This is a genomic window from Mesorhizobium sp. M1342, assembly GCF_040317955.1.
Classification (GTDB): Bacteria; Pseudomonadota; Alphaproteobacteria; order Rhizobiales; family Rhizobiaceae; genus Mesorhizobium.
Genome location: NZ_JAMYLI010000005.1, coordinates 63,903 through 90,710, shown reverse-complemented (window position 1 = coordinate 90,710; position 26,808 = coordinate 63,903). Strand labels below are relative to the sequence as shown.

General features: G+C 63.6%; 21 protein-coding genes and 1 riboswitch. Of the genes, 11 read left to right on the top strand and 10 right to left on the bottom strand.

Features of this window, described 5'->3' with window-relative positions:
• Nucleotides 1–40: 40 nt before the first annotated feature.
• A complete protein-coding gene (locus NKH06_RS06660) occupies nt 41–1,156 on the bottom strand; it encodes an anhydro-N-acetylmuramic acid kinase (RefSeq protein ID WP_023808779.1) in 1,116 nt (371 codons plus the stop codon).
• Between the two features lie 371 nt (nt 1,157–1,527).
• Between NKH06_RS06660 and NKH06_RS06655 the strand changes: the two genes are divergently transcribed.
• The 4 genes from NKH06_RS06655 to cuyB all read left to right on the top strand — a co-directional run bounded on the left by NKH06_RS06655 (nt 1,528) and on the right by cuyB (nt 5,403).
• Entirely contained in the window at nt 1,528–2,220 is a 693-nt protein-coding gene (locus NKH06_RS06655; RefSeq protein WP_023808778.1) for an SDR family NAD(P)-dependent oxidoreductase, read from the top strand.
• A 315-nt stretch (nt 2,221–2,535) separates the two neighbouring features.
• Nucleotides 2,536–3,246 carry a substrate-binding periplasmic protein gene (locus tag NKH06_RS06650; protein WP_352722132.1) on the top strand — a complete coding sequence of 237 codons (711 nt, stop codon included), beginning with the start codon at nt 2,536–2,538 and terminating at the stop codon, nt 3,244–3,246.
• Nucleotide 3,247: 1 nt separating this feature from the next.
• On the top strand, nt 3,248–4,609 hold the full coding sequence (locus tag NKH06_RS06645) for a dicarboxylate/amino acid:cation symporter (RefSeq protein ID WP_128302408.1): 1,362 nt from the start codon (nt 3,248–3,250) through the stop codon (nt 4,607–4,609).
• Entirely contained in the window at nt 4,606–5,403 is a 798-nt protein-coding gene (cuyB, locus tag NKH06_RS06640; protein ID WP_023808776.1) for a cysteate racemase, read from the top strand. Before NKH06_RS06645 ends, cuyB begins: the two co-directional genes overlap by 4 nt.
• Nucleotides 5,404–5,439: 36 nt before the next feature.
• On the opposite strand, the gene fhuB is transcribed toward cuyB, so the two are convergent.
• The 6 genes from fhuB to NKH06_RS06610 form a co-directional block, all read right to left on the bottom strand.
• Nucleotides 5,440–7,446: a Fe(3+)-hydroxamate ABC transporter permease FhuB gene (fhuB, locus tag NKH06_RS06635; RefSeq protein WP_023808775.1), complete on the bottom strand. Its 2,007-nt coding sequence runs from the start codon at nt 7,444–7,446 to the stop codon at nt 5,440–5,442.
• Complete coding sequence (locus tag NKH06_RS06630) at nt 7,439–8,314, bottom strand: iron-siderophore ABC transporter substrate-binding protein (RefSeq protein WP_502914425.1); 876 nt, start codon at nt 8,312–8,314, stop codon at nt 7,439–7,441. The genes fhuB and NKH06_RS06630 overlap by 8 nt, the downstream gene beginning before the upstream one ends.
• 22 nt (nt 8,315–8,336) lie before the next feature.
• Nucleotides 8,337–10,514: a TonB-dependent siderophore receptor gene (locus NKH06_RS06625; RefSeq protein WP_245486018.1), complete on the bottom strand. Its 2,178-nt coding sequence runs from the start codon at nt 10,512–10,514 to the stop codon at nt 8,337–8,339.
• 136 nt (nt 10,515–10,650) lie between these two features.
• Entirely contained in the window at nt 10,651–11,535 is an 885-nt protein-coding gene (locus tag NKH06_RS06620) for a helix-turn-helix domain-containing protein (RefSeq protein WP_023808772.1), read from the bottom strand.
• Nucleotides 11,536–11,662: 127 nt separating this feature from the next.
• A complete protein-coding gene (locus NKH06_RS06615) occupies nt 11,663–13,018 on the bottom strand; it encodes a glutamine synthetase family protein (protein ID WP_127268594.1) in 1,356 nt (451 codons plus the stop codon).
• 247 nt (nt 13,019–13,265) lie between these two features.
• Nucleotides 13,266–13,964 (bottom strand): GntR family transcriptional regulator, encoded by a 699-nt coding sequence (locus NKH06_RS06610; protein ID WP_023808770.1) that lies wholly within the window; start codon nt 13,962–13,964, stop codon nt 13,266–13,268.
• 386 nt (nt 13,965–14,350) lie between these two features.
• Between NKH06_RS06610 and ftsZ the strand changes: the two genes are divergently transcribed.
• The 6 genes from ftsZ (at nt 14,351) to NKH06_RS06580 (ending at nt 22,997) form a co-directional block, all read left to right on the top strand.
• On the top strand, nt 14,351–15,385 hold the full coding sequence (ftsZ, locus tag NKH06_RS06605) for a cell division protein FtsZ (RefSeq protein WP_023808769.1): 1,035 nt from the start codon (nt 14,351–14,353) through the stop codon (nt 15,383–15,385).
• 219 nt (nt 15,386–15,604) lie between these two features.
• Nucleotides 15,605–16,990: an SWIM zinc finger family protein gene (locus tag NKH06_RS06600; RefSeq protein ID WP_245273044.1), complete on the top strand. Its 1,386-nt coding sequence runs from the start codon at nt 15,605–15,607 to the stop codon at nt 16,988–16,990.
• On the top strand, nt 16,987–18,414 hold the full coding sequence (locus tag NKH06_RS06595) for a DUF5691 domain-containing protein (protein WP_352892568.1): 1,428 nt from the start codon (nt 16,987–16,989) through the stop codon (nt 18,412–18,414). The genes NKH06_RS06600 and NKH06_RS06595 overlap by 4 nt, the downstream gene beginning before the upstream one ends.
• Nucleotides 18,415–18,444: 30 nt before the next feature.
• On the top strand, nt 18,445–19,524 hold the full coding sequence (locus tag NKH06_RS06590; protein WP_027036087.1) for an ATP-binding protein: 1,080 nt from the start codon (nt 18,445–18,447) through the stop codon (nt 19,522–19,524).
• Between the two features lie 4 nt (nt 19,525–19,528).
• Nucleotides 19,529–21,778, top strand: coding sequence for a DUF5682 family protein (locus NKH06_RS06585; RefSeq protein ID WP_352892566.1), 2,250 nt, complete (start codon nt 19,529–19,531; stop codon nt 21,776–21,778).
• Complete coding sequence (locus tag NKH06_RS06580) at nt 21,771–22,997, top strand: VWA domain-containing protein (protein ID WP_128302412.1); 1,227 nt, start codon at nt 21,771–21,773, stop codon at nt 22,995–22,997. The genes NKH06_RS06585 and NKH06_RS06580 overlap by 8 nt, the downstream gene beginning before the upstream one ends.
• 60 nt (nt 22,998–23,057) lie before the next feature.
• Here the strand turns inward: NKH06_RS06580 and fba are convergent, their stop codons facing one another.
• From fba to NKH06_RS06565, 3 genes are all read right to left on the bottom strand, one after another.
• Nucleotides 23,058–24,122, bottom strand: a complete 1,065-nt coding sequence (fba, locus tag NKH06_RS06575) for a class II fructose-bisphosphate aldolase (RefSeq protein WP_013532928.1) — start codon at nt 24,120–24,122, stop codon at nt 23,058–23,060.
• A 162-nt stretch (nt 24,123–24,284) separates the two neighbouring features.
• Nucleotides 24,285–24,758 carry a 6,7-dimethyl-8-ribityllumazine synthase gene (locus NKH06_RS06570; protein ID WP_352440047.1) on the bottom strand — a complete coding sequence of 158 codons (474 nt, stop codon included), beginning with the start codon at nt 24,756–24,758 and terminating at the stop codon, nt 24,285–24,287.
• A 77-nt stretch (nt 24,759–24,835) separates the two neighbouring features.
• Nucleotides 24,836–24,980: riboswitch (FMN riboswitch) on the bottom strand.
• 65 nt (nt 24,981–25,045) lie between these two features.
• Nucleotides 25,046–26,215: an MFS transporter gene (locus NKH06_RS06565; protein ID WP_352440046.1), complete on the bottom strand. Its 1,170-nt coding sequence runs from the start codon at nt 26,213–26,215 to the stop codon at nt 25,046–25,048.
• Between the two features lie 49 nt (nt 26,216–26,264).
• On the opposite strand from NKH06_RS06565, the gene NKH06_RS06560 reads away from it, so the two are divergent.
• The gene (locus NKH06_RS06560; protein WP_023808760.1) at nt 26,265–26,804 is read left to right on the top strand and encodes an Lrp/AsnC family transcriptional regulator; all 540 of its coding nucleotides are present in this window, start codon (nt 26,265–26,267) and stop codon (nt 26,802–26,804) included.
• Nucleotides 26,805–26,808: the final 4 nt, after the last annotated feature.

Here is a 26,808-nt window from a genome sequence, read left to right as displayed (position 1 = left end):
TGAAGCGGTTTTGCGTCCGGAATTGCGTCAAAGCAAGAGTCTAGCCGGCGAGTTTTCCGCCACGCATCGGCTGCGGCGCGCCGGTGGTGCTCGGGAAACTGATCGGCAAGCCGCGCAACACGCGAACCGCGAGGAAGGCAAAACACTCCGCCTCGACCGCATCGCCGCTCCAACCGAGGCTTTCCGCCAGCACCACCTCGACGCCGGCGCGGCTGGCCAGCATTGCCATCATGGTCGGGTTATGGCGACCACCGCCGCTGACCACCAGCTTTTTAGGCCGGCTTGGTAAGAGGTCGAGTGCCTTGCCGACGGCGCCGGCGGTGAAGGCGGTGAGCAAGGCGGCACCATCCTCGGCATCCAGGCCGTCCGCCATCGCGGCACCGAAGTCGAAACGGTCCAGCGATTTCGGGTAGGCTTTGCTCAGATAAGGGTGCTGCAACAGCTTGGCCAGCCGGGCCTCGTCCACCTTACCTGCACGGCCAAGCGCGCCGTCGCGGTCCATCTCGCCGAGCCCCTTCGACTTGATGAAATCGTTCAGCGGCGCGTTGGCGGGTCCGGTGTCGAAGGCGACGACATTGTCGGCGCCATCCCACCAGGTGATGTTGGCGACGCCGCCGAGATTGAGTACGGCGACCTCGCCATTGGCGCCGGCGCTGCGCATCAGCGCGGTGTGATAGACCGCGGCCAGCGGCGCGCCTTGCCCGCCGGCGCGTATGTCGGCCGAGCGGAAATCGTATGCGACCTTGGTGCCCAAGATGGCATGCATCAGCTCGCCATCGCCGAGCTGCCTTGTCTGGCCCAGCCGTCCAACCTGCGGCGCGCGATGCAGAACGGTCTGGCCGTGAAAACCGACGACGCCGATATCGGCCATCGTCATGCCATAGCCTTCGACCAATTCCTTGACGGCTGCCGACTGGGCACGCGTCAGGGCTTCCTCCGCGGTGCGGAAGATCGCCGGCTCCGGCCCGACAAAGTTCCACGCCCGCGCCTCCGTCAGCGTCTCTTCCAGCAGGGAGCGGATAGATGGGGGATAGGGCATCAGCCGATAGGTGCCGAAATCCTCGATCTGCTCGCCATCGGTCTTGATCAGCGCGACGTCGATGTTGCCGTCCAGCACCGTGCCGGTCATCAGGCCGACGGCCCAGATTGGTTCCATAATCGTTTCCTTATCGAACATGATCTTTTCCGAAAACGGTTTCCCACTTTTCGGGGCCATGCTCCAGTCCCCATTAATGAGGCCGCCGACCGCTTGACGAAGCAAAACGATTCCACTGTCGAAATGACGTGTCGGATGGATCCGGTTGGTGAGCAAGGTCCAAGCCTTGCCCCTGTCGAGGCGGGGGTCGCGGTGCCGAGGCGGACCTATCCTCGTAGCGCCACGGGCGACACTGGACTGCGCAACGCCGGTTCTGCGGTCGTTTGGGCTCAACACAGCGGCAATGCCACCTCTTGCCTATCATGCGCGAAGGCGCGACCTTGCTCGATCTGGCAAACGCTTCCGCCGAAATCCGCAAGGGAGAGAAAATCATGACATCATCCGATGTGGCCGTCATTGCAGGCGCGGGCGCTGGTGTGAGCGCCTCGCTTGCGCGCCTTCTCACCCGGGAAGGCTTTCGCGTGGTTCTGGCCGCCCGCAACGTCGAGAAGCTGGGCGCTCTGGTCGATGAGACCGGTGCGCTGGCCGTTGAGACGGATGTCGCCGACGCTGCGTCCGTCGCCAGGCTGTTCGACACCGCCGACAAGGCCGGCCCGCTGGCGCTCGTGGTGTTCAACGCCAGCGCACGCACACGCGGCCCGATCGCCGAGCTCGATGCGGAAGCGGTCAAACAGGCATTGCTGGTCGGCGCCTATGGCGGCTTCCTGGTCGGCCAGCAGGCGGCGCGCCGGCTGCTTGTCCGGGGATCCGGTTCGATCCTGTTCACCGGCGCCACCGCCAGTGTGAAGGGCTTTCCCGGCTCGGGCGGCTTTGCCATGCCGAAATTCGGCCTGCGCGGCCTGGCGCAGTCCATGGCCCGCGAACTCGCCCCGAAGAACATCCATGTCGCCCACTTCATCATCGACGGCCAGATCGAGCCGCCCGGACAGGCAGCCGATCCCGACCGGCCGGACCGCCGCCTGTCGCCGGATGCCATCGCCGAGGCCTATCTCACAACCCATCGCCAGCATCGCAGCGCCTGGAGCTCGGAGCTTGAGTTGCGGCCCTGGGTCGAGACGTTTTGACAATCCAGCTGACCGGCGGGCGGGAAGTAATGCGATCCTTCCGCCGTTCCTTGCATATTAGGCAATGCTGATATTTTGTGGCGCTAAGCTGCTTATCCAATACATAAAAAGACATAGGGTAATATATACGTTTGTTTAACGCCGGTTGTGCATGTTGCAGCTTTCCCGGGTTAATTGAGAACGCGCATGTCGGTTACACGTCGTACACTGCTTGCGGCCGGGAGCGGCGGGTTGCTGATTTCACAAGCCCGGGCAGCCAGCACTCTGGGACAGCAGGCGGAGAGCGCCCCTCAACCTATCGCGAGCGGCGATGCATTGCGCATCGCAATGCCGGCCTTCGCTTCCAATCCGTTCTTCCCGGCCGACGGATCGGGGGACGATGGTATAGACATGGAACTGGCCCACGGCATCGCCGCGGCGCTTGGCGTCGAGCCGGTGTTCGACCGATCCGCCGCAACGTTCGACGATATTGTGAAACAGGTCAGTTCCGGACAGGCCGACCTGGCGATTGGCAAGCTCAGCCGGACGCTTCAGCGCGGCCGGTCGATCATCTATTCGCGCCCCTACGCCATGCTGCGGCAAGGGCTGATCGCCAACCGCCTCAACCTGGCGCGTATCGCGCAAGGCAAGCCGCCCGAAGGGATCGTCCGTGATTTCTCAGGCGATCTTGGCGTGATCGAGGGCTCTTCATTCGCCACTTATGCGGCCACGACTTTCCCGCATGCGCAAATCCACCGCTTGGCAAGCTGGGATCTGATCATCGATGCGATCCGAAACGGGACGATCGACATGGCCTATCGCGATGATTTCGAGATCAAGAAGCTGATGGTCGACGATCCGTCGATGACGGTCGTAGCGCGCTCCATCACGCTGACCGACAAGGTCGATACGATCGCAGTCGGCGTGCGGCCGGACAATCCGCATCTCGCAGCCTTTGTCGATCTGTATCTCGATCTCGCGCGGGGTCAGCAGGTTCTCAGCACGGACGAGATCATCGCCCGCTATCGCCAGGGGAGCAAAGCCTGACATGGCAATCTCCGAGTTAGCCGGACCCCTGCCTTTCGATTGGCGCCTGATGGCCAGGCGCATACTGCGATCACCCGTGACGACGATCGCGATGATTGCTGCAGGGATCCTGTGCGGCCTCTACTATCCAGATTTTGCCCATGCGATCAGCCCTGTCGCACAGCTCTACCTGAATTTCCTCAAGATGGTCGTCCTGCCCTATTTGGTCTCGTCGGTCATCTTCTCCATCACGGCGATGGTCCAGGACCCGAAATCGGTCCGCTACCTCGGCAAGGTGGGTATGGCCGTGCTGGTCGTGTCGTTCCTGAGCGTGCTGGTGAGTGGCACCTTGTCGCTGATCCTGCAGCCGGGCCAGATCGAGAATCCCCAGTCGCGCATCGAGCTTGGCGAGTTCATCAATTCGCAAGGCAGCGTATCCACCGATCTCGCCTTCCCGTTCCAGCCGCCAGCCTCCAATGGGGATCCCAATGGCGGGCACTCGATCCTGCTCGACCTGGTGCCGAACAACGTCTTCAATGCCCTGGCCTCGGGCCAGACCATTCAGGTCCTGCTGTTCTGCCTGCTTTTCGGGCTCGCGATGGGGAAGATTCCCCAGCCCTCGTCCATGAGCCTGACCCAGGCGCTCAACGCGGTCTACCGGGCCTGCACGGTGCTCACCAACTGGTTCATCTGGGGGTTGCCCTTTGCAACCTTCATCCTGATCGCGGACCAGACAGCGTCGACCGGAACCAAGCCGCTCATGCTGATGGGCGGTTACCTGCTGGTGATGGGTCTTTCCTGCCTTACATTCGTTGCCGGGGCATTTGCCATTATCGCGATCCGGTCGCGACGCAGCTACTGGACGACGATCAAGACCTGCCAGCCGCTTCTCATGGTGGCCATCACCACACGCTCCTCGGTCGCCTCGCTCCCATGGGTCATCAACCTGTTGGGCGAGCGCCTGCGGTTCAGCCTGGTGGTCGTCGAACTGCTCGTGCCGTTACAGGCGGCACTGCTGCGGACAGGCCCGGCACTGCTCTATACCTCGGGTGCGCTGTTCATCGCTCAGCTCTACGGCCACCAGCTTGCAGTCCCGGACCTCGTGCTCGTCGGTATCATCTCAGCGCTTCTCGCGCTCACCACCGGCGGCATGGGCAGCCTGCTCATCCTGTCGCAGATGTCCATCGTCTGCGGCTACCTGAAGCTTCCCTTCGAGGCGGCGTTCGTCCTGTTCGTCGCGGTGGATGCAGCCGTCGACACGTTCATGACGCTGGCCAGCGTCTGCACCGTCGCGGCGAGCACGGCAATGATCGCTCCCAGCCACAGGGAGGCGGCACAGCCTGAAACCGTCTCGGAACAGCTCGAAGCCGAGCCTGCCAGATGATCGACGACAGCATCCGTCCCCAGCTCGGCATTATCGGCGGTCTTGGGCCGCTTGCTTCGGCTGATTTCTACTTCAAGCTGACCCGGATGACCCAGGCGCTCAGAGACAACGAACATGTGCCTGCCGTGATCCTCAGTGTCCCGCAGCTGCCCGACAGGACCGAAGCGATCCTTGCCGGCCATGACGGGCCGCTGGCGCCTTTGAAAGCCGCGGTCGCGACGCTCAATGCGCTCGGCGTCGCCCGCATCGCGATGCCGTGCAACACCGCCCACCATTGGTACGGCCAACTGGCGGCGAATTCGCGCGCGGAAATCATCCATATCGGAGATGCTGTGGTGACGGAGACGCGTCGCAGCCTGGATCAGGGCCGGGTTGCTGTTCTCGCCACCCAAGGCACGCTGGTCTCCGGCTTCTACCAGGACAGGATGTCGGCAGCGGGATTTGAGCTCTGCCTTCCCGCGAACACCGAGTTTCAGGCCTGCGTCGACAGCGCGATCAGCCTCGTCAAGGCGGGTTCGATCGCGGATGCGGCGGTTGAAACCGAGCGCGCGCTCGACATCGCGCAAGCGGCCGGCGCCGATGCAGCCCTGCTCGGCTGCACCGAACTGTCGGTGGTGGCCGCCAGCCTCAACGATATCAATGGATTGGTCGTCATCGACAGCAATGCGGCCTTGGCGCGAGCCTGTCTGACACGATTGGGCTTCGGTGCCCAGGAAGCCCGCGGCCTGCCGACCGTATCGCGGCTGCCGGAACATGACCGATCGATGCGCGCCAGCTTGGCCGCACTGGTCTAGCCCTATGGATAGAACCTCATAGCATTTCGGAACCCGTCAGCCTTGGCGCGGCACGCCCTTGGCAAGCAGGTAGACGAGGTACGGCCCGCCAAGCAGCGAAGCGAACAGGCCGGCGGGCAGTTCGTAGGGAAAGGCCGCCATGCGCGACAGCCAGTCCGAGACGATCATCAGCAGGGCGCCCAGAAGCATCGCTCCGGCGAGATGGACGCGGGCGTGGGAAAAGCCCACCAGACGGGCAAGGTGTGGCGCGATCAGGCCGACGAAGCTCAATGGCCCGACGACCATGGCGGCCAGCGCAGTCAGCAGCGCGGCAACGATGATCAGCATCAGCCGTCCGCCGGCAACCGGCACGCCCAGCCCGCGTGCGCTGTCGGACCCGAGCGGCAGGATATCCAGCCAGCGGGCGGCAAGGAACAGCGGCAACGTCAGCGGCAACAGACAGGCGAGTGCTAGCCCTGCATCGAGCGCCGACGCCTGGCCGGTCGAGCCGCTCAGCCAGCGCAACAGAATGTAGGACTGCGCGTGGCCCATCGCGATCGTTGCGGTGATCGCAGCGCTGCACAGCGCGCTCATGGCGATACCGGCAAGCAGCAGCCGCTCGGCACCGAACTTTGCTTGTGCGGCAAGGGCCAGCATGGCAATCAAGGCCGCCAGTGAGCCCAGGGCTGAGCCGGCGAGCTGCCAGCCGAGACTGGCCGTGGCGCTGACCATCAGCACGGCTGTCAGGCCGGCCCCGGCGCCGGTGCCGACTCCCAGCACTTCGGGGCTTGCCAGTGGGTTGCCGGTGACCCGCTGGATGACGACGCCGGCGGCCGCGAGCATGGCGCCGGCGGCGGCCGCCACGCCGATCCGCGGCGCACGCCACGCGGCGAGATCGGTTAACAGGTCTCCCCCAGCAATAGACCAGCCGTCCGGGCCACGCCCGACGACAAGCGCCACGATGGCAGCGACAAGCGCCAGCGCAAGCAGAAGCAGGATGATGAGCCAGGGCCGGCTGGCCTTGCGCGGTGCGGTACCATTCGAACCGAGATGCGGCCACTCGAAAAGGCGCAGCCGCGGCAACAGCCACAGCAGCAGCGGACCGCCGAGCAGGGCGGTGCCGGCACCGGTCGGAATGCGTTCGCCACCGGAACCGGCGGCCAGCTGTACCAGCCCGTCCGTCAGCCACAGCAGCACGGCGCCGATCAGCGGCGCGGCGATCAGTTTTTGGCGCAGTGTGCGGGCGCCCGAAAGCGTGGCCAGCGCCGGCGCTGCAAGACCGACGAACCCGATGACGCCAACCTCTGCCGCGACCGACGTCGCCATCCACACGGCAAGCGCGATGATGAGAAAGCGGCTTGAGTGACGGGCGACGCCCAGGCCGCGTGCCGAGGCATCGTCGAGACCAAGAATGGTCAGCGGCCGCAGCAGCATCAATGCGGCAACCACACCGGCCGCCAGCCTGATCGTCAGCGCGATGGTCGGCTCCCAGTCCTGCTGGACCAGCGATCCGCCGCCCCAGATGAACAGCGAAAACAGGTACTCGCCATTGGCGAGGATCAGTGCTGCGCTGACGGAACTGGCGGTCAGCGCCACCATCATCCCGGCGAGCACGATGGAGACCGGTTCCAGCCCGCGCCGCCAGGTCAATGCCAGCACCAGCAGCACCGCGGCGATGCCACCGGCGAAGGCGACCAGGCCCTGCGACCGCTCCATCAGCAGCGGTGCGTAAAGCGAGGCGATCGTCATGGCCAGTTGCGCGCCGGCCGAAATACCGAGCGTCGACGGTTCGGCCAGCGGGTTGCGCAGCACATGCTGCAACAGCAGGCCGGACAGGCCGAGCACCGCGCCGGCCAGCACCGCCACGGCGGCGCGCGGCAGCGTGCTGTAGACCAGGATGACGCTGTCGAGATCAATGCCGTCGCCCGGCGGTGCGGCCGGCCATTGCATGCCGACGCGCCATGCGAAGAGGAGGGCGGCCAGCGCCGCCAGGAAGCTCCACAGGGCGATTGGCGACAGCGCGGCACTCGTCGCGGTGCGATCGCTTATGGTGCGCTCAGCCATGGCTCTGCCCGGCAAGGGCGGCCGTCGCCAGACGCGCGAAGCGGCGTGCCGATGGCAGGCAACCGAAATGGTTGACCGGATCCAGCACAGCAACACGCCCCTGGCGGACAGCGGGTAGCGCGTTCCACAAGGCATTTGTAGGAAGCGAACGCCCGACATCTGCCGGCAGTGGCGAAACGATCAGGATCGACGCCTCGGGCACGCGCGCTAGCGCCTCCAGTCCGACGGGTGCCGCCGCGCTGTAGCTCGTCTCGTTGGTCCATGCATTGACCAGGCCGAGACGCGTCAGCACATCGCCGAACATGGAATCGCGGCCAAAGGCTCGAAAATGCCTGCTATCGCCGAGACTGATGACGAAGACCCGCGCGGGGGAGGGGGGCAAGGTGGCGCCAAGCTGCGTGATCTCGACCGCCGTCTCATCGACGTAGCGCTTCGCCTCGGCCTGCCGTCCCAGCTTTTCGCCCAGGGCCAGTGTCGCCGCCTCGGCGAGCGCATAAGGTGGCACGCCGGCCTCGTAGACCGTTTGCGCAAACACCGGCGCGATGCGTTCGAGCATCGGGCGCTGGTATTCGTAGAAATTGGAGATCACGATGAGATCAGGCGCGACGATGCGCAGCAGCTCGTAATTGGGCGCGCCGCGCAGCCCGAGATCGGTTGCCGATTGAGGAACCGCCGGCTCGACCGCGATCTTGCGGAACTGGATCAGTTCGGTCGCCGCCACCGGCTCGATGCCGAGCGCCAGCAACGTCTCCAGCATGCCCCAGTCGATCGCGGCAACGCGCATCGCCGCCGCCCTGGCGGCGACCGGTGGCAGCAATGCCGCGGCCGCCAGCGCAAGCACGTGCCGTCTGTTGGGCAGATGGATCATCACTGGCGGATTCGGCACATGGCTACCAAGTCGTATGCGCCTTCAGCTTGAATGAGCGGCCTTCGCCATAAGAACAGGCTTCGACAGTGGTGGTCTGACAACTGGAGACATAGGTTTTGTCGAACAGATTGGTGATGTTCAGATCGACACCCCAGGTCTCCTTGTCGTAGCCAAGCTTCAAGTCGGCCAGCGTGACAGCTGGAACCTTGTTGTTGTTTGCGTTGTCTGCCCATGAGGAGCCGACGTAGCGCAGGCCGCCGCCGATCGAGATGCCGTCGTACCAGCCGCCACGAAAAGTATAGTCGACTGAGGCGGAGGCCATCACCTCTGGCACGATGAACGGCGTCTTGCCAATCAGCGCCGGGTTGGCGTCCTTGGTGATATCGATGTCATAGGCGGTGAAAGCGCCGGTGAGCCGGAAATCCTCGGTGACGTTGACCTTGCCTTCCAGTTCTATACCGCGTGAGCGCACTTCGCCGGTTTGCAACTGCGTGAAGAAAGTAACGTTCGACGGTACATTCTGACGGGTCAGGTCAAAAAGCGACAGGGTGAACAGGCCATCGACAAAGGTCGGCACATATTTGACGCCGACTTCGTACTGCACGCCCTCTTCCGGCTTGAACAGATTACCGTTGGCGTCGGTGCCGATGAGCGGGTTGAAGAAGGTGGCAATGCTGGCATAGGGGGTTACGCCATTGGCAAACTCATAGGCGAGGCCCGCGCGACCGGAGAAGTCGCCGACAGTCTGGTTCTGCGTGCTGGAACTCGCCGAGTAATATGTCGGCCGATTGTCGGCGTCGAGCCAGCCACGGTCGTAACGGCCGTTCAGCGTCACCAGCCAGCCGTCGCCGAAGCGCAACTGGTCCTGCGCGTAGAAGCCGAGCTGCTTCTGGGTCAAGTCCTGATTGAGGTAGCTGACTCGTGGCGTCAGTGGCGCGCCGTAGATTGGGTCGAAAGCATCAATGGGAGGGGTTGTGCCGAAGAGCGCCGACGATTGCACCTGGTCGATGTTGTAATATTTGTAGTCGATGCCGGCCAGCAGCGTGTGTTCCACAGCGCCTGTCTCCACCTTGCCCTCGATCTGCAGGTCCGACAGGAATGTCGTGGCGTCGGTATCGTGACCGAAATTGATGCGATTGAGCTGCGTCGCGCTCGCCCACCCGTTGGCGTAGACGTTGACTTCATTAATCGAGGCCGCACTGAGGCGCATGTTGGAACGCACCGTCCATTGGTTGTCGAAAGTGTGCTCGAACTCGTAGCCGATCGAACCTTGCTCGCGCTTGTAGAGATCGACACTCGGCTCGGTAAAATTGGCATCTGGGTCGATTCGACCGTAATTCACGCCGCCGATAATCCGATCCGTTACAGTGCCGATGTAAGGCAGGAAGCTGCCGCCATTGTGGTTCTCGTCGATGTGGCTGTAGTTGGCCAGTACCGTCAGCTTGGTCTGCTCGTCGGGCTGCCAGGTGATGCTGGGCGAAATGAAGCCGCGCCAGCCATTCTGCAAATCGCTGTAGGTGTCGCCGCCGGCGACTTTGCCCGTTACCCGGTAGCTGACAACACCATTGCCGTCGACGTCGCCGATGTCGAAGCCCAGATAGACATTGCCGGCATCGTTGACGCCGGTCTCGATATAGCGCTGCCTGCCATCCGGTCGCTTGCTGACATAGTTGACGAGGCCGCCGGGATTGCTGCCGCCATAGAGTACGGAGGCCGGCCCTTTCAGCACTTCGACTCGCTCGAGGCCGAAGCTGTCGACGTAGAAGCCGCCAAAGGCGTAGCTGAACAGTTGCAGCCCATCCATGTAGGTGCCATCAGCCGTGGCTTGGAAACCGCGGATGAACAGCCAGTTGGTGTCGCTGTCCGGGCCGAAGGGCTGTGCGAACACCCCGGCCGTGTAGCGCAAGGCCTCGTCGACTTTCTGTGCGCCCTGGTCGTCGATCTCTTGACGTCCGACCACCGACACGGATTGTGGGATATCCTTGATGTCGGTCGCCGTCTTGGAGCCGGTCCTGCTTTTTTTGGCGACGACGCCTTTAACCGGTCCGGTCGCGCCATCGCCGGCCTCGCCCTCGACCACCACCGGTTCAAGCTGGGTGCTGGTTTGCACCGACTGCGCCAACGCGGCCATTGGCGGGATCATCGCGGCTGCGGCGACGCTGGCCGCCAGAAGCGCCTTCATCAGGTAAGTTCTGCTCATCAGGAAAGTCCCCGCCTGTCGATATTGAGATACCTGATTATTTATCTCAACTTATCTGCTGGTCATTGGACGGAATTGGGCGGTTTGTCCATTCTTGTCCAAACGAGGGACATCGCGGTGTGATGTTGCGGAAATGTCACTGGCGACTGGTGCTCCTCATCCAGGCGCCGGGTGTCACGCCGACAATCGACTTGAACACACGCGTCAGATGCGCCTGGTCGAAAAAACCCGTTGCCTCGGCGATGTCGCCAAGTGAAGCGGTGCCACGCGCCATCATGGCCTTGGCCCTGTCGACCCGCGCCTGCATCTGCCAACGATGCGGCGGCACGCCCGTCGCCGCCTTGAAGGCGTGACTCATCGCGGTTTCGGACAGGCCGGTCAGCGCGGCGAGGTCGGCAAGCCGGATCCTTTCCAGGCAATGCGCGTCGATGTAGTCGGTGACGAGGCGCAGCTTGCGGCGCGACAGCGGCGACCGCCGCCTAAGGGTATCAGGCCGGTCGATCTGGAACAGGCTTGCGAACAAGGCATTGAGCAGACCCTCGCCATAGAGATCATGCAGGGGCCGGTCGCTGCCGCATTCGGCGGCGATCAGGCCGGCAAGCATGGCGATCCGGTCGTCGCGAAACTGGAAGCGCGACATCCGCAAGGCCTCGTGGTCAAGGCTGCGGCCGAAGCGGCGCGTCAGCACTGCGGCGTCGAAATGCAGGTCGAGATGCCGGATCCGCCGCAGCCCCTCGACCCGGCCGCGGATCGGCACGCCGGCCGGTATGTAGGCCATGGAAAAAGCCTGGTCGTGGCGGCGCAATTCGCCCTTGGCGTCTTCGACGAAGAAAGCGCCATCGCCATCCACATCGAGCGCGACGAACAGCCGGGGGTCGGGAGAGACGTAATAGCCTTCGGCCTTGTCACCGCATGAGACATCCCAGAGGTCGGCGACCACGCCGTCCCAGACATGCCATTTCAGGTCGCCAATGACTGAAAAGCCCTCAATCCGGCTTTCCATGCGCGCAACGAAGGTCAAGTCCTGTGATCCCAGCCATAATACATGATAAAACCATCATGTTTATGCCCGGTTAGCGACCCCACCGCAAGTGCTTTGCGGCTGCTCGAAAATCGGCCGGAACCAATGCCGCTGGGGCAATCGGGCCTCAAACACTTTCGAGGTATGTCTCGATCTCGAAATCGCTGACATTGAGCGCGAACGTGTTCAATTCCTGGCGTTTGCAGGCAACGAAGGAGTCGCGCAGGATGGCTGGAAAAATCTCCGCCACATGCGTCCCGCTCTCGAAGGCGGCGATCGCCGACGCCCAGTCCGGCGGCAGCTTTGCCGGCGGAAGTCCCTGGCCGTCGGTGCCGATCGGATCGCCTGGCGATATTTGTCTTTCAATGCCCGTCAGTGCGGCGCCCAATATGGCCGCTAGCACCAGATAGGGATTGGCGTCGGCTCCCGAAACGCGATGCTCGATGCGGCGCGCACCGGTTGGCCCGCCGGGAATGCGGATCGCGACCATACGGTTCTCATAACCCCAGGCGACTGCGGTCGGCGCATAGGATCTCGGGCGCAGCCTGCGGTAGGAGTTGAAGTGCGGCGCGAACACCAGCGTGCTTTCGGCCATTGCCGCAAGCAGGCCGCCGACCGCATGGCGCATGGTCTCAGAACCCTGGTCGGTGCCGTCATCGAAGACGTTGCGCCCTTCGCCGTCGATCAGGCTGAAATGAACGTGAAAGCCGTTGCCGGCCCGGTCGCCATAGGGCTTGGCCATGAAACAGGCGGCAAAGCCGTGCTTGCGGGCAATGCCCTTCACGGTGCGCTTGAACAGCACCGCATCGTCAGCCGCCCGCAAGGCGTCCGCGACATGGTTCAGATTGATTTCGAACTGGCCGACGCCGTTCTCGGCGATGGCCGTGTCGACGGGAATGCCTTGCGTCCGGCAGGCCTCGTAGACGTCATGGATGAAGGATTCGAAGTCGTCAATCTCGTCGATCGACAGCGCCGCGTCGGAATCGAGGCGGCGTCCGGTCACCGGCGAGACCGGTCCGACCGGCCGCTGCGACTGCGGATCGACGAGGTAGAATTCGAGTTCCGTTGCCGCGACCGGAGTCAGGCCCAAGGCCTTGTAGCGATCGAGGATGCGGGCCAGCGCCCGTCGCGGGTCGCCGAGATAAGGCGCGCCGCTTTCGTCGGCGAGCCAGAGGGGGACAAGCGCCGTCGGATGCGCCGTCCAGGCCACCGGCAGAATGCCGCGCCCCGTCCACTGGCACAGTCCGTCGGCATCGCCGGTCGAGAATACCAGTGTGTTGCCTTCGATGTCCTCGCCCCAGACATCGAGCCCGATCAGCGAAAAAGGCATGCGCAGCTTGCCTTCCAGCGCCTTTCTTGCCTGCTCGACGGGAATGCGCTTGCCGCGCATGATGCCGTTGAGGTCGCACACCGCGGCTCTCAGGCTCTGGATGTCGGTCCTGCTATCAAGCCAGTTCAAAACGTCCGCAATTGCATCGCTCAATTTATGACCTCTGGTTTTCGAAGGTGCCGCAACCTGACCGGCTGCACTGTCCCTGATAAAAATAGCTTGTGAGTTTTAGGAAAACAGACTTGGCTGTCGCCAAGCGCTTTTCCTTATTTTTTCAAGTCACTAGCCGGGATGTCGGGAGGCATTTCAAAACCAATTGCGCGATCTGCGATCGCAACATAGAGGCAAGAGGCCGGAAAGCCAAGTGGCGTCGCCCGAATCCGCACAAACGCGACGCGCATCAGTTTCTCGCCTTCGGAAATCTCGCCTGCTGCAGTATGTGCGAGGCCCCTTCGTCGATGTCGCGCACGATGGCAGCGCGGGCGCGCTCGCCATCCTGGGCCTCGATCGCAGCGACGACTTCCTCGTGAAAGTCGATGTCGAGGATGGAGGCGAGGTTATCCTCGAAACCCATGGCAAGGTTCCTGAGGAAAGGGCCGACCTGCATCCATACGGTTTCGATCAGGAAGATCATCTGCTCGTTGCCGCAATGGCGATAGATCGAGAATTTGAAGTCGTGGTTCTTGCGCAGGTAATCATCGATATCGCCTTTGCGGGCCGCCAAAGTCAGGTCGGTGGCGTGGCGTCGGATCGTGCGCAGATTGTTGCCATTGATGCGTTTTGTCGCCAGTTCGGTCGCCGAGCCTTCGAGGATAGTCCGCACCGCGGTCAATTGCGAAAACCGCTCGGCCGATATCGCCGGCACTTCGACGCTGCCGTTCGGCATCGGGCTGAGCGCCCGCAGCGCCTGCAGCCGCATGAAGGCGCTGCGCACCGGCATGTCGCTGGTGCCGAGTTCCCTTGCGAGTTTTCGCGACGTCAGCTTCTGGCCCGGCGTGAACTGGCCGGACATCAGCGCCCGCACAAGTTCCAGATAGACTTTTTCATGCAAGGGAACGGTGTCGACGGCGGTCAACCCGAATTGTGTTTTGTCGGCCATTGGCGGGGCGCTGCTTCATCGGTTCAGAAATCTGTGCGGCCGGCTGGTTTCGCCGCTGGGGATTCTGCGTGGCCGAGCCCGGCGAGAACGCCGAAGTCAGCGACTTATCAAGCACATGATAGACGCTTCGATCGTTGCGCGGCAAGCCGACGCGTCGCACCAAGGCCGACGGCTTGATTGTCAGGCATATGGCGTCTCTGCCACGCTGTGCAAAACGGTCATCACAAATCTTGACCTCGCATGCACTTGCACCTCTGGCCGCTGTCTGGCTTTTTGGGCTACCCATCGCAACGGAGTGATTCGCATCATGCCGCTCGATTGCAAGGTTTCAAGGCAGTCTGCGGGTGGGTCGTGAAGCGCGCGCAATTGGCGAAGGAGACACAGGCATGGCCGAGTTCAAGAAGCCCGAAATCTCCGAGATGAGACCCAAGATCACCGTGATCGGCGTTGGTGGCGGCGGTGGCAATGCCGTCAACAACATGATCGCGGAGCAGCTTCAGGGTACTGAATTCATCGCCGCCAACACGGACGCCCAGGCGCTGACCATGTCGAAGGCGTCCAGGCTGATCCAGCTTGGCGCCCACGTCACCGAAGGATTGGGCGCCGGATCGCTTCCCGAGATCGGCCGCGCCGCGGCCGAGGAATCGCTCGACGAGATCATGGACCATCTGGCCGGTACGCATATGTGTTTCGTCACCGCCGGAATGGGCGGCGGCACGGGAACCGGTGCGGCTCCAATCATCGCCCAGGCGGCACGCAAGGCCGGCATCCTGACGGTTGGTGTCGTCACCAAGCCGTTCGCCTTTGAAGGCCGGCGCCGCATGCAGATGGCCGAAGAGGGCATCGAGCGGCTCCGCGAGAGCGCCGACACGGTGATCGTCATCCCGAACCAGAACCTGTTTCGGATCGCCGATGCCAAGACCACCTTCGCCGATGCGTTCGTCATTGCCGATCGGGTGCTCTATGCCGGCGTCAGCTGCATCACCGACCTCATCGTCAAGGAAGGCCTGATCAATCTCGACTTCGCCGATGTCAAATCGGTGATGCGCGACATGGGCCGCGCCATGATGGGCACCGGTGAGGCCTCCGGCGAGGGTCGGGCGATGAAGGCGGCCGAAGCCGCGATCGCCAACCCGCTGCTCGACGAAGTGTCGATGAAAGGCGCCAAGGGCGTGCTGGTCTCGATATCGGGCGGCAGGGACATGACCCTGTTCGAGGTCGACGAGGCCGCCACCCGCATCCGCGAAGAGGTCTACGAGGATGCCGACATCATCGTTGGCGCCATCTTCGACAAGGGCATGGAAGGCCGCTTCAGGGTCTCGGTCGTGGCGACGGGCCTCGACCGTGCTTTTGGCGCCGAGGATGCCGAAGCCGGCATCGCACGCGACCACGCCGGTCAGCCGGCGCGGACGCTTCAATAAGTCATATCGCGCGTTTATCCTCGCCAAGAGGTAATTTCTCGGGGGAGACATCGCTGAATAGCAATTGCATTGCCGACGGATCAGATTGACTGGCGCAACTATTGTGTTCAGCTGTATCGATCTCTGTACGGTTGCTGCTACAAGAATCCGTCATAGACGGCCATCTATACTGGCTACCCGTATCGTTCGAGCGACGAGAGGCGCGGCTTGGAATTCGACTTGAAAACCATCGAAGCGCTCGCGCCCGATCAGGCGTCGTTGAGCGCCGCTTCCAGGTTGACCAGGCAATCGAACTGGCCACGGCTCGAAAAGAGCGATCAGCTGGGGCTCCTCTGGGGGGAATGCCAGGGTTCCGGCTCCAATCCCTATCGTGTGGTCGTCGACACCGGCGACCATGGCTACAAATGCACCTGTCCGTCGCGGAAATTTCCCTGCAAGCACACTTTGGCGCTGATGTGGATTGCAGCCACCACGCCGGCCAGTTTTACCGCCGCAGGCTCGACCCCGGAATGGGTGAATGATTGGCTCGGCCGCCGCAGGAAGGCCTCGCCACAGCCGGCGGCGCCAGCGCCCGGTGCGGGAGGCAAGAGCATTGGCGAGGCCTCGCGCGACGACGAAAGCGCAGACATCGAGGACGCCGCTGCGGTCGAGCGCCGCGAGGCAGCGCAGCGCAAGCGGACGCTGGATACGCAATCCGCGGTGTCGGCGGCGTTGGATGAGCTGGATCAATGGATCGCTGACCAGTTGCGGCTTGGCCTGGCCGGTTTTGTCGACAACAGCAGTGACCGTTGCCGCCGGATTGCGGCACGGCTGGTCGACATGAAGGCGACAGCGCTTGCCGGCCGCATCGACGAGATTCCGTCACGGCTGATGGGGCTGCGCAGCGAGGAGCGCCCGGACGCGGCGCTCCGCGAACTCGGCAAGCTTGTGCTGGTGGTCAAGGCCTGGCGATCGACACCAGGAGACGCCGAACTGAGGCGGCTCGTATCGACGTCCGAAAGCCGTGAGCAGGTTCTGGCCAATCCCGATGCCAAACAGGTCGAAAGCGTCTGGGAGGTGCTTGGCGAGAAGATCGAGTCGCGCCGTGACGGTCTCGTCAGCCATTCGACCTGGCTCCTCGACCTGAAGAGCGCGAGCCCGCAATTTGCTCTCTTGCTCGACTATTTTCCGGCCTCGGCCGGTCGCCGGTCGAACGCCTTCACACCGGGCGACCGGTTCGATGCCAGGCTGGTCTTTTACCCGGCACGCCAGCCGCTGCGGGCCTTGGTGGCGGACCGCAAGGGCGACGTCCCGACAGGTGAGTGGCCCGATTTCGGCTTTCACACAGCCGATCCGCTCGCGGCGCATGCTGCTCACCAGAACGCAGCCCCTTGGCTCACCGATTGTCCTGTCATGCTGCCGCCCGGCGCGATCCTGCTGGACGATCGGGGCGCCGCCTGGTGGCAAGCCGCCGGCGATCCGCATGGTATCGCCTTGCCGATTGCCGACACCGTCAATCCAACGCTGCTTGGGCTGGACCTTATGGCAACGGCAGCACTTTGGAATGGCAGCCGGCTTGACCTGCTGGCGGCGCAAAGCGGTTTCGGTAGGCTTGACCTGTCGTGAACGAGATCGAGCAGACCGGCCTGGCGGCCATGCGCGACTGCTGGATCACCGGCGGGATCACCTTCGACCTGGCTCCGGGCGCGTGGAAGGAGATCGCCGGCGGTGCCAGCCCCGACGAGCGCGAACGCCGGCTGCTGGCGATCGCCGCACAAGCTCTCGGCATCGCCTTGCGGCCAGCCGCGCCAAAGACGCTGAAACGCCGCCCGCAATTGCCCGAACTCGCCTTGCCGATGCTGCCGGAACGGCTGCGGCCGCTATTGCGAGCCGCGCTAAAGCATGCCGCCGACACAAGAAGCAAGTCGCGTGTGGTCACGCTCGTCTCCAGCCGCGGCTTCGTGCTGCATCCGATGGACTGGATGCCAGCCGCGTCGGATCAGAGCAGTCCGGACGTCTATGCACCCTGGATCGACTGGCAGGCAGGCGCGGACGGCGAAAAACCTGCAAGCCAGGAGCATCTGACGGTGGAAAACTGGGATGACTTCTATCCCGCCGCACGCCGCACCGCGCTCGCCGATATGCGCCGCACCGCACCGGCTTCGGCTAGGCAGCTGATCGAAACCAAGGCATCCGGCGAGCCGGCGGAAATCAGGATTGCACTCGTCGACCTGTTGCGCTTCGGCCTGGGCGCTGATGACGTGCCGTTCCTGAAGAGCCTCTCCGCCGATCGTTCCGGCAAGCTGCGCGAGCTCGCTGGCCGGTTGCTGGCAAGATTGGGAGAGCACGGCTCGCCAGGCGATGGCGGGCCGGAAGATCCGACGGCCGAACTCGCTGCCTTCATCGCGGAAGGCAAATCCGGCTTCATCCGCCGCCGCACCACCTACACGCCGGCAAAACTCAAATCGCCGGCGCAGGAAAGACGTCGCGCCGAACTGTTCGAGACCTGCAACTTGGTCGACCTCGCCACGCGCTTCGGCACCACCGAATCCGAGTTTATCGGGGCGTGGCAATTCGGCGCTGAGAACAATGCCGATATCCTTGTTGCCCGAATGGTCGCGGCGTCGGGCAGCGACGCCGCGGTGACGCACATGGCGGATATGCTTGTCGCCGAAGGTGGCAAGCCCGCACTCTTCGTCCTCCACCTCATGGCGCGTCTGGACAGCCGCAGGAAGCGCGTCCTGGTCAGGTCGATCCTGAAGGACACGCAACATCTCGGCGCGCTCAATCTGGCCGAGGGCCTCGAAGCAAGCTGGCTGGAATGGACCGACCTGACAAACGGCCAGACGCTCCCGGCGCTTCGCTCCGCTGTTGCAGGAAACGATGACGCTGTGAAGCGAGGCGTCGACCAGCTCCTGGAAACTATGGGCTTTCTCGCCACGGCGGCGACGGCGGAGAAATTGATCGGAGACGTCGTTGCGGCCGGTATGGCGCCGGCAGCGCCTTCACTCGGTCTTCTGCGCCTCAACGCAGCGCTGGCCGAACCTTAACCGACACATGATCAATCCGGAGAACAGCTAATGAACGCAGCCATCCGTCTTCCGGTCGAGCAGGCCTATGCCGCCGAATTGCAGGCGCTCTCGCGCAATGACGACCGGCAAAGGCCTGCCGGATGGAGCCTTTCGCCAAAGGCGGTCCTTACCTACCTGCTCGGCGGAAAGGCTGACGACGGGACAGTGATAACGCCCAAATATGTCGGCCGGCGCCGGCTGATGGAAACCGCGGTGGCGACGCTCGCCACCGATCGCGCGCTGTTGCTGCTGGGTGTCCCCGGCACGGCCAAATCCTGGGTGTCGGAACATCTCGCCGCCGCCATCATGGGCGATTCGACCCTGATCGTGCAGTGCACGGCTGGTACCGACGAGAACCAGATCCGCTATGGCTGGAACTACGCACAGCTTCTGGCAAAGGGCCCAAGCCAGGACGCGCTGGTGCCGACGCCGCTCTACCGCGCCATGCAGGACGGCAAGCTTTGCCGCCTCGAGGAGCTGACGCGCATGGGCTCCGATGTCCAGGACACGCTGATCACCGTGCTGTCCGAAAAGATGATGCCGATCCCGGAACTCAACACCTCGATCTACGCGCAGCGCGGCTTCAACATCATCGCCACCGCCAACAACCGCGACAAGGGCGTCAACGAGCTGTCCTCGGCGTTGAAGCGCCGCTTTAACGTCGTCGTACTGCCCTTGCCCGAAGACATGGCGGAGGAAGTGGCGATTGTCTCCAAGCGGGTCGGCGAGATGGCCGGCGGTCTTGACCTGCCGGTGCCGAAGAATGTCGGTGAGGAGATCGCGCGCGTGCTGACCATTTTTCGCGAGTTGCGCTCCGGCGCTACAGCCGACGGCAAGGTGACGTTGAAGACGCCGTCCGGTTCGCTGTCCACGGCCGAAGCCATTGCCACCATGGTCGGCGGCCTCAGCCAGGCGGCCTGGTTCGACAGCGGCAAGCTCGGCGCCGAAGGTCTTGCCGCCAGCCTCGTCGGTGCGATCGTGAAGGATCCGGTGCAGGACAAACTGGTGCTGGAGGAGTATCTGGAAACCGTGCTCAAGAAGCGGCCAGACTATGCCGGCTACTACGCGGCCTTGAACGCGGCGATCTGACGCCATGGCGCTTAGCGACGTTTCCTATTTCGGCATACGCCATCACGGGCCAGGCTCCGCCGGCAGCCTGGTGCAGGCGTTGCAGGAGTTGAAACCGGTCGCCGTGCTGATCGAAGGACCGGCCGACGCCAGCCCGCTGCTGCCGTTGCTGGCCCACCCCGAAATGCAGCCGCCGGTGGCGCTGCTCTGCTATCCCGAAGACGATCCGGCCTCGACAAGCTTCTGGCCCTTCGCCGAATTCTCGCCGGAGTACCAGGCGACGCTCTGGGCCGTCACCAACAATGCGGCAGTGCGCTTCATCGATTTGCCGTCTTCAGCCCGCACTGCGCCGATTGAGGCCGTGGGGGAAACCGATAGCGATGGAACGGAAGCCAGCGTTGAGGCTGACTTGGCGCCGCATCTGCGGGACCCGATCGGAACGCTGGCACAAGCTGCCGGCTATGAAGATGGCGAAAGCTGGTGGGCTGATATCATCGAGCAGAACCCTGAGCCCGGCCCAATCTTCGCGGCAATAGCCGACGCGATGACGACGTTGCGCGAAGGCGAAGGTCCGCTTGCCGAATTCGAGGCAAAGCGCGAAGCGCATATGCGACTTGAAATCGCCGCCGCGCGAAAGGAATTCGATGGGCCGATCGCTATCGTTTGCGGTGCCTTCCATGTGCCGGCACTGCAGGCGACGCGACCGCTGAAGGAGGACCAGGCGCTACTCAAGGGGCTCGCCCGCCGCAAAAGCATGATGACCTGGGCGCCGTGGACGGGGCCGCGCCTGGCGCTGGGCTTCGGTTATGGCGCCGGCGTTGTCGCGCCCGGCTGGTGCAAGCATCTGTGGCAGACGCGCGGGCAAGGGGACTCCTCGGTCCTGTGGCTGGCGAAGATCGCGGCGGTCCTGAGGGCCAAGGGGCACATGGTCTCGACCGCCTCGCTGATCGAAGCCGAACGGCTGGCCCGCACGCTGGCTGCGATCCGTGAACGGCCAAAGCCCGGTTTCGAGGAATTGCGTGACGCCGCGATCGCCGCCCTGTTCAACGGGGAAGCGCTGCTGTGGGCGCTGGTCGAAGCCGAATTGCTGCTGGGCGCCGATGTCGGTGAAATTCCGCCGGACACGCCGCTGGCGCCGCTGATCGAGGACCTGCAGCGCAGCCAGAAGGCGGCGCGGCTGAAGCCCGAGGCGCTGGAGCGTGAATTGTCGGTCGACCTGCGCAGCGAAAGCGGGCTGTTTCGATCGACCTTGCTGCACCGGCTGTCCGTGCTTGGCGTGCATTGGGGCAAGCTGACCGACAGCGGCCGCAGCCGCGGCACCTTTCGCGAGCGCTGGATGCTGTCGTGGGAACCTGAATATGCCGTTCGACTGGTCGAGAACCTGGTCTACGGACCAACCATCGAAAAGGCGGCCAATGGCCGGCTGATCCAGATGATCGGCGCGGCGACGTCTCTTGATGCGATGGCCGCACTGGTCCAGGGCGCCATCACGGCAAACCTGTCGGAAGCGTCGATCGCCGGTCTCGCGGCATTGGAGGAACGGGCGGCGCGCAGCAGCGAATGCCTGGAAATCCTGACATCGGTGCCGCCGCTCGCCGACATCATCCGCTACGGCGAGGCTCGCAAGACGGAAACCGCCCGTCTGTCCGGCCTCCTGGAGCGGCTGATCGTCGAAGGCGGGATCGCACTTGCCTATGCCGCCCGCGACCTCGATGCCCAGGCATCCACGACGCTGGTCGGCGCCATGCGCAAAGCCGACGAAGCGATCAGTCTGGTCGAGCCTGAACAGGACGTGCTGGACATCTGGCGCAATGGACTGGCTGCGGTGCTCGATGGATCGCGCTCGACGGCGCTGGTGGCAGGCTGTGCCGCGCATCTGCTCTACGAAGCCGGCCATTTGTCAGCCGACGCGGCAACCGGTCTGATCGCACGACGTCTGTCTCCAGGAACGCCGGTCACCGAGGCTGCAGGGTTCTTCGAGGGTTTCTTCAGCACTGCCGGCCAACGGCTGATCTACGACGAGGGCCTGCGCGGTGCGGTGGATGCCTGGCTCGCATCCCTCGACGAAGAGGCCTTCATTGCTCATCTGCCGTTGCTGCGCCGGGTCTTTTCGCATCTGGACTCGATGGAGCGGCGACGGTTGATCGAAGCGGTGCTCGGCCGCACCGCACGGCTGCCTGCCGGACTGACGCCGACTCCGGATGGCGGCGAAGCGTGGCGCCGGCACCTGGAACGGCTTGGACCCCTGCTGATGAGCGAGGCCGGCAATGGATGACGAGGCCGAAATCAGCGAGCCAATCCAAGCCGGCGACGGACGGGAGCGCCGCTGGCGCATGGCGATCGGTGCCGATGAGGAAACCTCGTCAGCGCTGTCCGACACCGACAAGCGGCTTTCCGCGGCGCTCGATGCGCTTTACGGCGATGGTGCCGGCGATGCGGCTGCCGATCCGCGCAAGCGGCGCGGCGGCCTCGGCCGCTCGGCGCCAAGGGTGGCACAGTGGATGGGCGATATCAGGTCGTTCTTTCCCGCACAGGTCGTCCAGATCGTCCAGAAGGATGCCTTCGAACGGCTCAACCTGAAGCAGATGCTGATGGAGCCGGAATTCCTCAAAGCGATCGAGGCCGACGTCAATCTCGTCGCCGACCTGATTTCGCTCCGCTCGGTCATGCCGGCCAAGACCAAGGACATTGCGCGCACGATCATCGCCGATATCGTTGCCAAGCTGATGCAGCGGCTGGAACAGAAGACAGCCGAGGCGATACGCGGCGCGGTCGACCGATCGCAGCGCACCAACCGCCCACGCCAGCGCGACATCGACTGGCCGCGTACGATCTCAGCCAACCTTCGCCATTACCAGCCCGAGCACAAGACCATCGTGCCGGAGAAGCTGGTCGGCTTCATGCGCAAACAGCGAAGGCTGGTCGACCTGGATGAGGTGGTGCTGTGCGTCGACCAGTCGGGCTCTATGGCAAGCTCGGTAATCTACGCCTCGATATTCGCGGCGGTGATGGCCTCCCTGCCGGTGGTGCGGACCAAGCTTGTCTGCTTCGACACGGCAATCGTCGATCTGACCGAGGAGCTTAGCGATCCTGTCGAAGTCCTGTTCGGCGTGCAGCTGGGCGGCGGCACCGACATCAACCAGGCCGTGGCCTATTGCGCGGACCGCATCGAACGGCCGACCAAGTCGCATATGGTGCTGATCACTGACCTTTATGAGGGCGGCAACGGGCAGGAATTGCTGCAGCGGCTTGCTGCACTCGTTCGCTCCGGCGTCAACGTCGTGGTGCTCCTGGCGCTGACCGACCAGGGCAGGCCGGGTTATGACCCGAAGATGGCAGGCTCGGTGGCCGCCCTCGGCATTCCGGTCTTTGCCTGCACGCCGGATCTGTTTCCAGACATGATGGCGGCGGCATTGCGTCGGGAAGATATCGGCGCATGGGCGGCTGGCGCAGATATCAAGCTGGTTCGTGCCGAGGCCGAGACTCCGGAGTAAAACAGCCGTCGCCAGAGCTGCCAGGTTGCTTCTGGCAGCTCTGGGATAAATCGCTGGAACTCAGCCGAACTTCGGGTCGAGGCTGCCCGACTTATAGCGCTTGGCCATTTCGGCGACCGGCAGCGGCTTGATCTTCTGCGCGTTGCCGGCGGTGCCGAACTGTTCGAAGCGCTCCTTGCAGAGCTTGCGCATGGCGGCCATGGCCGGTGTCAAATATTTGCGCGGATCGAACTCGCTCGGGTTCTCGGTCAGCACCTTGCGGATCGCGCCGGTCAGCGCCATGCGGTTGTCGGTGTCGATGTTGATCTTGCGCACGCCGTGCTTGATGCCGCGCTGGATTTCCTCGACCGGCACGCCCCAGGTCGGCTTCATCTGGCCGCCATACTTGTTGATGATCTCCTGCAAGTCCTCGGGCACAGAGGACGAGCCGTGCATGACCAGGTGCATATTGGGCAGGCGGCGATGGATCTCCTCGATGACGTTCATGGCCAGCACCGCGCCGTCGGGCTTGCGCGAGAATTTGTAGGCACCATGGCTGGTGCCCATGGCAACCGCCAGCGCATCGACATGGGTGTCCTTGACGAACTCGACCGCTTGTTCGGGATCGGTCAAAAGCTGGTCGTGGCTGATCGCGCCTTCGACGCCGTGGCCGTCTTCCTGCTCGCCGCCGCCGCTCTCCAGCGAGCCGAGCACGCCAATCTCGCCTTCCACGGACACGCCGCCCCAATGCGCCATGTCGACGACGCGCTTGGTGATGCCGGAATTGTAGGCGTAGTCGGCCGGCGTCTTGCCGTCTTCCTTCAGCGACCCGTCCATCATGACCGAGGTGAAGCCGTACTGGATAGCGGTGACGCAGGTGGCTTCGTTGTTGCCATGGTCGAGATGCATGCAGACCGGAATGTCGGGGTGGATTTCGACCAGCGCGTCGATCAGCTTGGCCAGCACCACGTCATTGGCATAGGCGCGGGCGCCGCGGCTTGCCTGCAGGATGACCGGTGACTTGGTCTCCTCGGCGGCCTCCATGATGGCAAGGCCCTGTTCCATGTTGTTCATGTTGAAAGCGGGCACGCCGTAGCCGTATTCGGCAGCGTGGTCGAGCAATTGTCTCAGTGTTATGCGAGCCACCCAATAGTCTCCCGTATCTGGTTTCAAGCGCAACGTCGCGGGCCGGCCGGTTGCCGGTCGGCCCTTGATGCTTCTGGCGGGATTTCAACGGAACCGCAACCTTCAGAGCTCTTCTCGATCGCAATTCTTGTTGCAGGGTTGAAATCCGGCCGTTTTGGTGACTTAAGCCGCGATCAACTCCCGCGCCGCCAGGAGTTGCACGCAGGCGTTCGCCGCTTCCTTGCCCTTGACCGTGAAGTGCTCGAAGAAGAAGCGGTGGTGCTCGGCGCTGTCATGGTAGTTGAGCGGCGTGAGAACCGCCGACAGCACCGGTACACCGGTCGACAGCTGCACGTTCATCATGCCGTCGATCACCGCGCTGGCGACGAACTCATGCCGGTAGATGCCGCCATTGACGACGAAGGCGGTACCGAGGATCGCGGCATAGCGGCCGGTTCCGGCCAGGGTTTTGGCATGCAGCGGAATCTCATAGGCGCCCGGCACGTCGAAGACATCGACGGTGAAGCGCTCGCCTCCGATGTTAGCCAGTTCCGCCTCGAAGGCCTGTACGCACTGGTCGACGATATCGGCATGCCAGCGCGCCCTGATAACGGCGATGCGGGTCGTTTCATAGTCTTTGTGGGAATGCTGATTCATGGGTCCATCCTTCCGTTTCGAACCAGAATCAGGACGCACGATACGCAATCCGGCCCGCCGGGGCGGTCCGTTTTGCGTTTCGTTCTCTTCCATCCGGACTGTAACCGTCGGCTCCGGAATCACACCGGATCTGCTGACCCCTCCGACCATCGGAGGGCGCTCGCGGGCTTGGGTAAAACCCTTACCGCCGGTGGGGACTTTCACCCCGCCCTGAGAACATTAACGGCTTTGTATGAAAGGGCAGGGCGCTGCTGTCAACCGTGGGAAGGTTGGGCCAAGCACGTCGACTACCGCGTGCGCCACGCCGCCGCCGATGCGGCGATCAGCATGAGCAGCGCTGCAACCATCGCGCAGGCAGCAAAGCCGAAGTTGGAATAAAGCGGCCCGAAGCTGGTGGTGCCGACGAAAACCGCCAGATAGGTCACCGCGCTGTTCAGGCCCATGATCGTGCCGCGCCGCGACGGATCGAGTGCAGACAGGCGCATCACCAGGACATTCAGGCCGAAATGATTGGCCAGTCCCCAGATTGCCACCATGGTCAAGGTCAGCCCGAAACTGCCGCTTGCCGCAGCCATGGCGACGTAGACGACGGCGACCAGAAGATAGGCGAATGGCATGACGCGCCGCGCACCCAGTCTGTCGATGACGCCGTCAAGAAGAGCAGCGGTGCCGAAGCCTACACCATAGGCAAGCGCCGCCAGCCCATTGGCGCTAACCGGCTGTCCAAGCCCGACATGAAGATGGTCGCCGAGATAGCCATAGACGCCGTAGAACGAAGTCATGAAGGCCGCGCACGCGACCAGCAGCGGCAGGATTCCGGGAATGCCGAGCGCTTCCAGCGGGGCGGGCGCCGGTCCGGCCTTCCTGATGTCGCTAAGCGACGTCACTGTCAGCCCCATCCATGCAAGGGTCGCAAGCACCGCGACCGCTGCGAAAACGGCGCGCCAATGCACAAGATCGGCAAGCACGGCCGACAGCGAGACGCCGGCGACCATGCTGAGCGTCCATCCGGTCAGCACGACGCCGATCGTGCCGCTCTCCCTGCCCGGTGGGGCGATGGCCGCCGCGCTGGCATAGATCGCGGGCATGGCGATGCCGGCAGCGATGCCGGCCAGCAGCTGTGCGGAGACCAGCATGATCACCGTCGGTGCCGCGGCACTTGCGACCAGCGCGAGTGCCAGCAGCAACAGTGCGCCCTGCAGCATCCTGCGAGCACCGAGCCGGTCGATGTAGCGGGCCAGGAACAGGGCGCTGGCCGAGGTGCCGAGGCCGAACGCGGCCGCCGCAATCATCACGGCAGGCACGCTGGTTCTGAACGACGAGGCGACAGCCGGTGCGATCGGACCCAGCACTAGCGAGTTCGAACCGATGACGGCGATGCAGCCCGTCAAGAGATAGGCAAGCGCCGGGATCGGGGCTCGGGCAGTCAATGGCGCAACTTGATCAATGTTCGACATATCAGCATAATGGCCGTATTCTATTCAGTGGAGAACCAGGAATTTCGCCATGGATGAAGAAACAGATGGTATTCCGCAGAACAAGGCTACCGCCCGCGACCTCGACGCGATTGACCGAAGAATATTAGGCGTCCTGGTCGATGACGCCACGATCAGCTACGCCGAACTCGGCGATCGCGTCGGCTTGTCGCCACCCGCAGCGCATGAGCGGGTCAAACGGCTCCGTCGCAGCGGCGCCATCCGCAACACGGTCGCCATCATCGATCCCCGGGCGGTGAAAAAGCCTTTGCTTGCCTTTGTCCATATCGACACCAGGGGCTGGGGAAAGACGCCGGAACTGATGGCGGTCTCGCAATATCCCGAGGTCGAGGAGATCCATACCGTCGCCGGCGATACCTGCATGCTGCTGAAGGTCCGCACGGAAGACACCAGAGCACTCGAAGGCCTTCTGGCGCGCCTGTACGAAACGCCGGGCGTCACCTCGACGCGCAGCTATGTGGTTTTATCGACCTATCTGGAGCGGCCGGTGCAGCCGGGCATTACCGAGACATGGCCGACGCCGAAGCATATGGCCGAGCCTCTGTACTAGGGAC